Source organism: Rhodopirellula sp. SH410 (assembly GCF_055811895.1).
In genome coordinates this window covers 6348788-6360906 of sequence record NZ_CM147949.1, presented here as the reverse complement: position 1 = coordinate 6360906, position 12119 = coordinate 6348788, and the positions used below count along the sequence as shown (strand labels likewise).

The window sequence follows — 12119 nt, the reverse complement described above, 5'->3', positions numbered from 1 at the left end:
GGCCCGAAGATGACGATAAAGAAGTTGATAGCTACGAGCGTCTAGCTACTAGCTCTCCGTCAATGGATCGATGGCTGCCCCAAATTGGCTGCGAACGCAGTTCGAAAATGGCGGATCGGCGGTCGCATTTGGCCTGGGCCGTCGGTCCCAGGAAGACTGGAGCGTAGGACGAGAGCCTTGTTCCCGTCCGAGACCTACGAAAAACGCAACATTGAAACCAACGCATCGAATGACGAAATCGCCCGCACGTTCTCCTAATCGCTAGTCGCTAGAAGCTCCTCAGCTCGTCCATGTCCGAAGCCAAACTCGATACCGCCGCGCCCCTCCGCAGTGTTTCGCTGCGACGGGACATTCCTGCGCTCGCCATCGTGGCCGCGACGTTGTTGACGTTTGTGGCGGTGTTGACGCACGATCCAGCCGACCCGGTCCCAAATTCGATCTGGCCATTCTCGCAATTCTATTCGCCCGACGTTTCGGTCTATCCGCTCAACGAGAACATTCATAATGCCTGTGGCTCGCTCGGTGCGCTAGTCGCTTCGTTCTTGCTCGACCTGGTTGGCATCGGCGTGGCTCTACTGATCGGAGCCGGTGGTGGAGTTGCCACAGCATTGCTGATTCGCGGCCAAATGAATGCGCCCGTGCTGCGGTCGCTCGGCGGCTGCGTGACGTTGATCGCGGTTTGCACCGGAGCCGCGATGACGACGATCCAGCTTGCGGGCATGCCGGTTGTCGGAAACGGTGGCTACCTTGGTGCGATGGGTGCGGCGTTCCTGTTGCAGCATTTCAATCCGATCGGATCGTGGATCCTGACCCTCACGACGCTAGCCGTTGGTTTGCTGCTGACGACCGATTACATGCTGATCTACGCGGGTCGCCGGGTGGTGTTGGGGGGCGCGAAAGTGTCACGGCGAGGCATTTCACGTGCGGCTGGCGCAATGCCAGTGACACTCAAACGTCGACGTCAACCCTTCAGCGATACCGAGTCGCCGATCGTGCTCGATGGAGAGCAGCCCGCGGAAGCCGCCAGTGGCAAAGCCACGGTTACGCCTGAATTCCAGATCCGCCAACCGCGTCGGCCGAGCGAAGATGCGGAAGAACCAACCGCTGCAGCGCCGGCACCTCCGATCTCGACTCCCGCCAAAAAAACTGCCGCAGCCCCGCCGGAGTCCAATGAGGAGGAATACGAATACGAGGAGGAAGACGAGAGCGTCACCCGCGAACTCGAGTACGACGACGAGGTGCATGCCCTCCGCAACGACGCGGCTCACGAAGAGCCGCATGAACCCAATATTCAAATCCCCCGCAAAAAAGATATGCGGGAACAACTCGACGATGCGGTCCAGGACTCCAGTGGAGATCTGTCGGATTACCACTTGCCCAGCCTCGAATTGCTCGAGAGCAGCGACGGATTCGATTACGACGAGCAGGAGGCCGAGGCCCGTCGCAAAGCAATCCTACTGCAGGAAACGATTTGCAACTTCGGGTGCAACGTGCGGGTCACCGACATTCAGCTCGGCCCGGTCATCGCGCAGTACGAGATCGAACTCGAAGCCGGCCTGCGGCTCAATAAAATCAGCGCCCTCGCCGACGACCTCGCCATCGCGCTGCGGGTACCGAGCGTTCGCGTGGTCGCGCCCATTCCCGGCAAGAATACCGTGGGCATCGAAGTCCCCAATGAAATTCGCCAAGTCGTGCGTCTTCGCGACGTGATCGAACAATCCGACTCGCGCGTCCACAAGATGAACATTCCCGTGTTTCTGGGCCAAGATGTCTCGGGTTCGCCCATGCCCGTGGATCTCGCCAAGATGCCTCACCTGTTGATCGCGGGACGTACGGGAACGGGGAAATCGGTGTGTCTCAATGCGATCATTGTCAGCATCCTAATGTGCTGCAAACCCGACGAAGTGCGGATGTTGATGATCGACCCCAAGATGGTCGAACTGAGCGGGTATGGTCGCTTGCCGCATCTCATGCACCCCGTGATCACGGACATGAAGAAGGCAGAAGCCATTCTCGGCTGGGCCGTCGACAAGATGGAAGAACGGTACTCGTTGCTCGCGAAGGCCGGAGTGCGGCACATCAACAGCTACAACGATCTGGGCCGCGAAGAAGTCCTGCGTCGACTTGAAATCGACGAGGCAGACGGCGGCAGCGACGTGCCCGACAAACTGCCCTTCATCGTGATCATCGCCGACGAAATGGCAGACTTGATGATGACGGCCGGCAAAGATGTTGAACAGCACATTATTCGCTTGGCTCAAAAGAGCCGAGCGGTGGGGATTCACCTGATCCTCGCGACGCAGAAACCCACCGTCGATGTGATCACGGGGCTGATCAAGAGTAACCTGCCGGCCCGATTGAGCTTTCAGGTCGCCAGTAAGACAGACAGTCGCGTTGTGCTCGACGAAAACGGGGCCGACAAACTGCTCGGCAACGGCGACATGTTGTTCCTGTGGCCCGGCACGAGCACATTGATTCGCGGTCAAGGCACGTATCTTTCGGATGCCGAGATTGACCGGGTGTGCGAGCATTGCAGTAGCGGTGGCGAACAGAAATTCATCGGTGAATTGATGAACCTGAAGGTTGACGCCGATGGCGAAGGCGGTGCCGGGGGGCTGAATGTGGAGAACCTCCGCAAGAAAGACGAACTCTATGAGAGCGCGATCGAAGTCGTCGTGCGCGAAGGCCGTGGTTCGCTGTCGTTGATTCAACGTTGTCTCGGCATCGGGTACGGTCGGGCCGCCCGACTGGTCGACTATATGGCCGAGGATGGTATCGTCGGCCAGTACAATGGTGCGAAGTCACGCGAGGTTCTCCTCACGATGGCACAGTGGCAACAGATGCAAGGCTTGCCCGTCGAGGCCGACGAACCAGCAGCCTCCGTCAACGCCATGTCACAACGTGTGGCTGCTGTCGTGCAAGACGAGGCACCGGAGGAGTATGTCTCCGATGAAGACGACGAGTATGAGTATGAGGACGTTGACGAGTGAGTTGACGCACCGATGTCCGCAGCGGGGGCGTTCCTTGAGTGCAATGCATGCTTCTCCAGACGCACCGCCGACAGTCCAAGGTGGGCCGGTTCCCCTGTGCCACGCTGTCGACATCGCTCGTCCAACGCATGTGGCCGGTGGGAACCGGCCCTACTTGCTCGTCCAACGCTTGTGGCCGGTGGGAACCGGCCCTATTTGCTCGTCCAACGCATGTGGCCGGTGGGAACCGGCCCTACTTGCTCGCGTTTTTCGCCATGTTCGCGTTCGGATCGCGGTATAGCTGGAATCTCCTCACATCGGCTTGACCTGGCCGCCGGGGATTTCCTAACAGTGAGCGGAGAGATTGAGTGTCTAGTCAGAAGACTGGGCCGTTTCCCCGCGTCCTGGAAGGCAAATGAAGATTGCGACTACTCAGATGAATGCGACGCGGCCACGAGCATGAGACGTGTCGCAATCTGGAATCCACTGAGTTGGTTCGCCCGAGTTGCGGCCCGACGCAATCGAACGTTTTGGCTGCGCCTGGTTTGCGGCAGTGGCGTGCTGCTGGGTTTGTGCCTCTTGGCACGCAATCCTATTGCCCGCCGAGCGGGAATGTTTGCTGGTTCCTATGCGCTCAACACCCGTGTCGACATCGGAAAGCTCGATATCCAGTGGTCACAAATTGTTGTTGACGACGTCACTGTTTTTGAACCTGCCGTTCCCAACCAGATTCAGCTGCAGGTCGCTCGAATTGCGGTCGCTCCAACGCTATGGCGTGGCATGTCAGAAGGCATATGGGTCGAACGCATCGCGATTTCGCGGCCAACGTTGCATGTGAGGTTTGACGAGCAGGGCGAGCTCCTGTCGGTGTTCCCGCAGGGTTCCGGAGGTGACACCAACCCGGCTGTCGGCGCGATCCCTTTGCGGTACCTGACGGTCCAGGACGCGGGTCTGGTGGTGCATCAGGTGGGACGAACCGATTTGCGAGTCGAGAACGTTGATGTGACAGCCGAGTTTTCAGATGCGATTGTTGCCCGAGCCCGGGTGCCATCGATCTTGGCAGGTGAAATTGATTTTCAATGCGATCTCGATGCGAAAACGTTTGCTGGCACGACAAAATTGAATGTGCTTGGCATCAAACTCGACACGCAGCAGTTGGCGCGTCTGCCGTTGCTTCCCAAGACACTCGGCGACGAGCCTGCCACCGCGTCCTTGGCCCTGTCTATGCGGGGGACGCATCCACCGAGCGAAACCGACCTTCGGCAGCATGCTCTGGAGTGTATCGTCTCCACGCGTGATGTTCGCTCGCAACGATATGGCAGGCTGTGTCACCGGTTCGACGTGGACGTCAAACAGGCCGATGGTGTGGCTCGCATCGACACCCACGCGGACCCGCTCGGTGGCGACTTCCGATTGCAGGCATCCGCAGATTTCAATCACCCGGCGATCACGGCGGAGATGAAAACGACGCTGCAAAATTGCCAAATTGGCCACGTAACGAAACATTTCCCGGAGTTGGCAGAGCTTGCTGCCATCGCGATGGGGCAAGCGTCGGCAAGCATGGCATGGCATGATGGCAAACTCGATTTTCAGGGGGATGCGAAACCCGAATTGCAAGAAATTGCGTTTGATTCAATGGTGTTTCCAGCGGTGACGGCGCAGGTGAGCACACACGGCACGTTTTCAACGGGTGCAGTGCACCCACTCCAGGGCGTTTTAAAAGGTTCGTTCGCGACGACTTCACTCCAGCTGAGTCAGGTGGCGAAACGATTTGAGCTACCCGAGATCGTCGGTGAAGTGCTGGCCAGTGGGAGCATCGATCTGCCACTGGATCGATTGACAGATCCAACCAGCTATCGAGCGGAGGCACGCGTTGAGTTGCGGGACATTGCGGGAGTCCAGATGAACGTTCCCAATAGTGGAGTCTCCGCCACCCTGAGTGACGGAATTGCCACCGTCGACGTGGCGGGGATTCATCTGCAAGATATCAACGGGAAATCGATCGCCGACGTCAAAGGGTTAGCCGTCGCGTCCCTGGGCGATCAGGGGCGACTGGATGCCAATGCCGAGGTTCGTCTTGAACCATCGCAAGAACTGATCAGCGCGCTGGGACTGAGCGAGGTCCAGCCAAGCGGTCGCTTGTCATGCCGCGTCGAGGGGGGATGTTTACTGAGTGAGTTGGCGAGTCCTCGTGCATGGTCGGTGACAGCGGTCGCTCAGTCGCAGGCGGTAGCGATCGCCGGCGAAGAAATAAGTGATATTCAGCTGCATGCGAAACTGAGTGACGGCCAGTTAACGGCCAGTCCTCTGGTGGTGAAATGGCGCGACAATACCTGCACGATTCAAGCCGAGGGTGAGGTGAATGATTCGATTTCGGTGTGCGGGAAACTCACTGCGGCGGGATGGAAGTTGCAGGACGCCAGTGAAGTTTTATCGCGATTTTCTAAGTCGCCGTTGCCGGTCACGGGGCTGGCCAACGTTGATGGCCAGTTGCTGTACCGCCACGATTTGACCTCCGGCACAAAGACTTTGCATGGGTTCGGTAATGCGAACTTGGAACAAGCGGTTTTCTCACGTACGCGGATCGGCGATGCGGGGCTGCGCTGGTTGGCAAACCTCGATGGTCTCGTGCTAAGCACCTCATCGGATGATTTTCTTGGCGGCCGGTTCGACGTGAACGCTCGCGTGGCTGAACTGGATTGGACGAAGACTTCGATTGACGGCACTTTTGCAGAAGTTCAGGTCGCTCGATTGGTGTCGCTGACGCGGCAACGCGTGCCCTCGACCGGCATTGTGGAAGGCGGTTTCAACGTGACATCAATCGCCAGTCTGAGTGACCTGACGGGTGACGCTTGGATGCGAAGTCGCCAATTGACGCTGCAGAGAGTGCCGCTCGAATTGGCGCAAACGCATGTCACCGTGCAGCAGGGCATCGTCCATGCGGGCGGCGATGGACAAATTGCTGAGGGACGCTTCCATGCCACCGCTCAGGCGTCTTTGGTGGAGCTAACTGAGTTCTTTGCTCGACCCAATCCGCCCCTTGCCGAAACACCCATCGTCGCACAATTTCGTTTGGACAGCATGCCGATGGCACCCGTTGCGATGGCGCTGCAACTACCGCGGGAAATGCGTTCCCTCGGTGGGACCCTGTCGGCGGATGTATTGCGGGATGAGGCCGCGCGCGACGGGCGGCACCTCGCCACGGTGACCGCCAGCGTCGACAATGTGCGATGGAAGCATGCTCAATTGTCCAACCGCATCACCGCCGATCTCATCGTGCATCCCACCCAGGTCGAGCTGAACAGTGTCCAGGGGCGCTTTGCCGATGGAAATCTATCCGGGAAGGCCATTGTGGCATTGGAGAGCACACCGACGGGGCGATTTGAATTTGTCGCCAGCCGCGTGAACCTCCGCCGGGCGACTTCCGCGTTTGGCATTGCTGACGTTTCCGGCAGTGGGACCGTGAAACTGCGGGGGCGGTTGGGACACCTGATCACGGGACGCGCCGACGTGACCGTCGAGAACGCTGTCGCGGCCGGGGTCGATGTGCGCCAGATACGCTTACCGATTGATTGGACGGTCACCCCCACCGCAAAAACCGTTCGTTGGCAGTGCCGCGCCGGCAGCGTTTCAGTGGGTGGCGGAAATGTGCGAATTGCCACTCATGGCAGCTATGCCAAATCGCTCAATATGAACAGCACCGTCCGCGTCGAACGAGTCGATCTGTCGAAACTCATGCAGCATGGATCGGCGGGGTCCGGGATCGTTGATGGCGTGGTGATCGTCCGCGCCAAGCACGCACGGTCACCGCAACAGTTCGTCGGTACCTACGACTTTGAAATGAAGAATATTCATGCACTGGATATTCCCGTGCTCAATCAACTGCCCAAAATGGTCAGCCTGTCGCCGCCCGTACCCGGTCGTGGTCAAGATGGCGCCACCATTCGTGGTCGCATTGGTGGCGGATTGGTACATGTCGATGAGATTGCAGTCCACCAAAGCAATGTGCAGGTCTTGGTTTCCGGAAAGGCGACCCTGCAGGGCAAACTAGACCTCGATGTCATCGTCAGTACGGAATCGACCAGCCCCACCGACCAACTGGTTTCCATGCTCGATTCGCCGCTGATGTTGGCGGCGCCGGCGCCGGTGGCGCTGATTGCCAAGGCAAATGATTTGCTGAAGGATCGCGTGGTCCGTCTGCATGTCGGGGGCACCGCTGGATACCCCACGTTGCGGTTGCAACCTGGAAAACAACTCACGCAGGACGCGGTCAGATTTTTCCTGACCAACAGTTTCGGATCGGCCGCCACGCAGGTGTCTGATTTAGGGTCGAAGAGCCAACTACGTTAAGACGAGAATTCATCATGACTACAGAAGACAAACATTTCTCAGGCCGCGTCAGAATGGGCATCGCCGTTGGCTGCATCGTCAGTTGCGGCCTGCTCGCCGTCACGGTTGCCACTCAATCCGGTTGCCGCACGGCCGCTTCGATGGGGCTGCCGGTTGCCGCCGGCGGCCACAAGTTGTTGTCGCACGCCAATAAGGAGCGGCAGGCTGTGGGCCATGCGTCCGGAGTGCCCACGGAACTCGCCAAAACGAGTTTGCCTGCCCACCGGGTTCATGCGGGGGACGTCCTCGTGATTGAACCGAATGATTTCAATTCGCCCGTGCGGCTCTCAGCCGACCAAACCGTCCAGCAAGACGGCACGATCGAGTTGGGCGCCTATGGGCGATTGCAAGTCGCGGGGATGTCCGCGGAAGAAATACAGGGACGGGTGCAGCACGTGGTGACGACTCAAGAAGTCGTGAAACAACAAACTCGCTTCGCACTGGCCGCACACCGCAGCCAAGGGCTCGGTGCGCCGCCTGAGGACGCCGAACCGGTGGACTATGGCGTGACCGTGCGGTTGGTCAACAAAGACAGCGCTCTGTTCTATGTGATGGGCGAAGTCAACGCACCCGGATCGTATCCCTTGGTGGGACATGAAACGGTTCTCGACGCAGTGATCGCGGCGGGGGGACTGTCCGATCGAGCGAATGACCACAAGATCATCCTCACCCGACCGCAACCGAACGAAGATGCATTGATCGTGCCGATCTGCTACCAGCAAATTCTGCAACTGGGCGATGTGTCAACCAATTACCAAATCATGCCGGGCGATCGGATCTACATCCCCAGCATGACGTTGTGGGAGGACATTAAGCAGAGTCTGGCTTGGGGAAACGAAAAGAGTTGCCCCCATTGTCGCGAATATTCAGAAAACCACTGATGCGTTCTCACCGATGGTTTCAGGCGACCTGATCGATCGGGACTGCCATGATGATGGGCCGTAAAACATCTCACGATGGGCGGCCTGCAGATGCCCGAGAAAGCGGATGTTGCCGAGTGTCAGTTCGGCGTGTTCAACGCTGCCACGGCGGTGGGGTTCTCGCCGAAGCCGGATAGGTCGGTGCTTGGGTCTCGTAGGGTTGTCCGCCAGAGGTTGGGGCTTGGCGTTGCCCACCGTAATTCTGTTCGCCGTAGGGCGACTGATTGCCATTGGCTCCCTGCTCCCTGTATCCGGTGCTTTGGGCGGGTGTCCCGTGCGTCCAGCTTCGCTTGGCTGGCGCAGCGTCCTCTGAAAAAGGTGCATTGACCTGCTGACCATGCTCTCGTTTGTCGAGAATTTCGCGTCCTTTTTCGATCGCATGCTGCGCATCGTTGCGAATCTCTTCTTTGTTGATATCGATCCGAGTGCGATCACCGTCACGCTCGATCGTGAACCAATTGGCCATGAAAGCGGCTCCGATAGCCAACCCCAAAAAAAGTATTGTCCGCATCGCTCATCCTTGAGTGCAACGACTGTTCAGTCAAACTATCGCGTACTCGGGCGAGCCGCGCGTCAACGCGATCATAGAAAAATCGACGAATAGTGAAAGATCAATTTGCCAGCTTTTTATCGGCGTTCGATTTCTCGGGCATTTTCCATGGAGCGCGGGCTCCCGATTCGATCTCGGCATCGAGTTCAATCATGCGCCGCTGCAGTTTTTCGACGACATCGGGATGCTCGGTCGCAAGATTTTGCTTTTCACCGACATCGGCGGCCAAATCAAATAACATGATTCTGGATTCGATTTTGTCGGCACTCGCTTGGTTGCGTGGCTTTTTGCGGACTTTTTTGACGAGCAGCTTCCATTTTCCATGCCGAATTCCTTCCAAATCGCCCTGCGAGGTGTAGTGCAGGAATTCCCGTCGTGGTGATTCCGTTGCCTCACCGAGGACGAGGGCGGATAGATCCATGCCATCGATTTTGCGATCAGGCGAGAGCGTGGAATTGGTCAGTGCAGCAATCGTGGGCAGCATGTCGATCGTCCCCATCAGTTCGTTGCACACGGAGTCCGCAGGGATGCGCCCCGGCCCCCACATCACGCAGGGCACGCGTTGTCCGCCTTCAAACGTGGTGCCCTTGCCGTCTCGCAGCGGTCCGGCCGATCCCCCGTGATTTTTAAACTGCAACCACGGTCCGTTGTCAGACGTGAAGATGACGTACGTGTTGTCGGCTAGGTTCAACTCGTCAATGGTCGTCATCACGCGGCCCACCTCCGCATCGATGTGCTCGATCACGCAGGTGTACGCGTTTTCTGGGTTGGGGTCGTACGCGTCAGCGGGCACGTAGAGCGGAATATGGGGCATCGAATGCGCCAAGTAAATGAAGAACGGTTTGTCCTGGTTCGCTTTGATGAAGTCGACTGCGTGGTCGGTGTAACGCCGGGTGATCGTACGCTGGTCAACCGGCAACTCGACAATCGTCTCATTCCGAATGAGGGGGGTATTCCACTGAGTGATTGCCGAGGATGGGTCTAGCCACAATTGATCCGACGGAATTCTCGGCTTGCCCTTGTTGTCGGGATGATTCATGTCGTTGGAATAGGGGATCCCGAAATACTCGTCAAAACCGTTTTGCCGTGGCAGCGTCTCGGGGTGATGGCCAAGATGCCATTTGCCGTAGCAAGCCGTCGCGTATCCCAACCCACGAAGGTGATCGGCAATGGTGACTTCCTCGGGGTTCAACCCGATGGTCGATTGGGGAAACAAAACGTGATGGTGCATGCCCACTCGCTTCGGATAGCACCCCGTCAACAACGCGGCGCGAGACGGCGTGCAGACTGGGGAAGCCACCATGAAACTAGTGAAACGCCGGCCCTCGCTAGCCATTTTGTCGATATTGGGTGTCTCGATTTTCGTTGAACCAAAACAGCCCAGGTCCCCGTAGCCTTGATCGTCGGTGAAGATGATGACGAAATTCGGGCGTTCGACGGAATCAGCATGTAACCTCGATGCAATGCCAGAATGGACGCTGCTAAGAACAGTCAACAGTGTTGTGAGGATTATTGCGGGAAACATGGATACACGGATTGCAAACATATCGATTCGTTGATGATGGTTAGAACTGACGAAAGTTTATTGCGAGGATATCGATTCGAGCGGGCAAGGACCGAAGTGATGCTTGAATTGTAGCATTGGCCACTGCCCGTGATCGCCGTCCACCGAGTTTAGGATACCATGAACAATAAGTGACGGGTTTACCGTAGTGGATCTTGTAAAAGATCCTGTTCTGGATGGATCTTTAACAAGATCCACTACGCCAGTTATTGATCCCGCGTTCCTTAGCTGGAACATTCTCCCAGCCTCCTCTCCACTGAATCAGGAGTGAAGGAGCCCCGAGGCATTTTTGATGGCGAGGACCCGTGACGGTAAAACGCAATCAAAGAGGCGTGCAAACTAGAGTTGGACGGTTGGCGGTGATGCAGCGTCGTTCGGTCGCGTTAAAGTTTTCGGTTATTGGGACGGCATTCTCTTTATTGCGGTCGCACGCCCGCTGGTGACGAACTAGGAAGTGAGGGTCCATGATGGAATGAACACTCTACCTCACTTAGGATGAAACAATGTTGCTGTGCCTTCGTCGCTGGCTTGCTGCTGGCACGCTCTTGGTGTTCTGCGGTCCCGTGCTCGCCGACGATGCATCGACTGAATCGCCGATTTCCTACCTGGATGCATCGGCGATCGATTCCACACCCATCAAAAAGTTGAAGGCTGCGATCGAAGCGGGCGCCATCAGTCCGCGGGAGACTGTTGAACCACCTCCGTTCTCGTTTTTTCCAAACCCCGACTTCGGCGCCCCATTGAGTTTGGCAGGTCATCAAGTGCCAACGAGCAGTGCGGGATCTCATGTCACCGCGGCGAGTTGCCCTGCTCCAGTTGCCCTGTGCTGCGTGCCACCTTGGGAGCATCGCTCAGGCCTTTTTGGCGAAGGCATGTTGTTGCGTGCTCGCAACAGCGATACCGCCTATGCCGCGCCGGTCAATGGGACGGTTCCAGCGGGCAGCACCGGTGTGCTCGACAGCGAATTTGATTTTGGATATCGAGTGGGTTTGATCAAAGCGTTCGACCGCTGCCACAGCATCGTTGCGACCTACACAGGTTTTACGAGTGAAAACGATGACCAGATCGCCGGTGCGGCCCTGAGTAAAATGTTGATTCACCCTGACGCGCTCAACGCGGCGTCGAATGCGCTAACGGCGTCAGGACGTACGGCGTTAGACTTCCATGTTTTCGATCTCGATTACCGCTTCTTGCTGCATGGGAATGATTACAGCGCCATCAACATGCTTATTGGGGCACGCTACGCCCACATGGAACAAGAGATTGACGCGATGTATCAGACAGTCGGGAATGTCGATGCTGTGTCATCTGGAATAGATTTCGACGGAGGTGGCCTTCGCTTGGGGCTTGATGCGGAGCACCACGTCAGACATGGACTGTACGCTTACGGCAAAGCAAACGCTAGTTTCCTCGCCGGTGAGTTTGACGCCAGCTATCTCAACACGCGAGATGGCGCCTACGTATCATCAACCGACTTCAACGCCGCACGATTGGTTACCATTCTCGATATGGAAGTCGGAGCGGGATGGCAGGCTAGCCAACACTGCCGTCTCTCGGCCGGATACTCCGTTAGTGGTTGGTTCAACAGTATCACGACAGCGGATTGGATCGACGGCGTCCGCGACAACAATAATCACTTCGCGGACATGAGTCAAGCGATCACGTTCGACGGATTCAATGCACGCGCTGAATTGCGGTTTTAAGCCCGGACACACCGACTCGCCTCG

Annotated in this window: 6 protein-coding genes; 4 read left to right on the top strand and 2 right to left on the bottom strand. The window is 57.5% G+C overall.

All coding sequences use genetic code 11. The features are described from left to right. The first annotated feature begins 290 nt into the window (after positions 1 to 290). The 3 genes from SH410x_RS23250 (at position 291) to SH410x_RS23240 (ending at position 8239) form a co-directional block, all read left to right on the top strand. Positions 291 to 2990 carry a DNA translocase FtsK gene (locus SH410x_RS23250; protein WP_473671189.1) on the top strand — a complete coding sequence of 900 codons (2700 nt, stop codon included), beginning with the start codon at positions 291 to 293 and terminating at the stop codon, positions 2988 to 2990. A 438-nt stretch (positions 2991 to 3428) separates the two neighbouring features. After that, on the top strand, positions 3429 to 7319 hold the full coding sequence (locus tag SH410x_RS23245; protein ID WP_473671187.1) for a hypothetical protein: 3891 nt from the start codon (positions 3429 to 3431) through the stop codon (positions 7317 to 7319). Between the two features lie 14 nt (positions 7320 to 7333). Continuing rightward, the gene (locus SH410x_RS23240) at positions 7334 to 8239 is read left to right on the top strand and encodes a polysaccharide biosynthesis/export family protein (protein WP_473671185.1); all 906 of its coding nucleotides are present in this window, start codon (positions 7334 to 7336) and stop codon (positions 8237 to 8239) included. A gap of 133 nt (positions 8240 to 8372) precedes the next feature. On the opposite strand, the gene SH410x_RS23235 is transcribed toward SH410x_RS23240, so the two are convergent. Together SH410x_RS23235 and SH410x_RS23230 are read right to left on the bottom strand one after the other, a co-directional pair. Next, complete coding sequence (locus SH410x_RS23235) at positions 8373 to 8744, bottom strand: hypothetical protein (protein ID WP_473671183.1); 372 nt, start codon at positions 8742 to 8744, stop codon at positions 8373 to 8375. Positions 8745 to 8889: 145 nt separating this feature from the next. Then, positions 8890 to 10353, bottom strand: a complete 1464-nt coding sequence (locus SH410x_RS23230; protein ID WP_473671181.1) for a sulfatase family protein — start codon at positions 10351 to 10353, stop codon at positions 8890 to 8892. A 542-nt stretch (positions 10354 to 10895) separates the two neighbouring features. On the opposite strand from SH410x_RS23230, the gene SH410x_RS23225 reads away from it, so the two are divergent. Further along, positions 10896 to 12095: an Lpg1974 family pore-forming outer membrane protein gene (locus SH410x_RS23225; RefSeq protein ID WP_473671179.1), complete on the top strand. Its 1200-nt coding sequence runs from the start codon at positions 10896 to 10898 to the stop codon at positions 12093 to 12095. The last annotated feature ends 24 nt before the right edge of the window (positions 12096 to 12119 follow it).

Bases quoted from the DNA above. Each gene is read 5' to 3' on its own strand.
- SH410x_RS23250 (WP_473671189.1), top strand. From the start codon at position 291: ATGTCCGAAGCCAAACTCGATACCGCCGCGCCCCTCCGCAGTGTTTCG.
- SH410x_RS23245 (WP_473671187.1), top strand. From the start codon at position 3,429: ATGAGACGTGTCGCAATCTGGAATCCACTGAGTTGGTTCGCCCGAGTT.
- SH410x_RS23240 (WP_473671185.1), top strand. From the start codon at position 7,334: ATGACTACAGAAGACAAACATTTCTCAGGCCGCGTCAGAATGGGCATC.
- SH410x_RS23235 (WP_473671183.1), bottom strand. From the start codon at position 8,744: ATGGCCAATTGGTTCACGATCGAGCGTGACGGTGATCGCACTCGGATC.
- SH410x_RS23230 (WP_473671181.1), bottom strand. From the start codon at position 10,353: ATGTTTCCCGCAATAATCCTCACAACACTGTTGACTGTTCTTAGCAGC.
- SH410x_RS23225 (WP_473671179.1), top strand. From the start codon at position 10,896: ATGTTGCTGTGCCTTCGTCGCTGGCTTGCTGCTGGCACGCTCTTGGTG.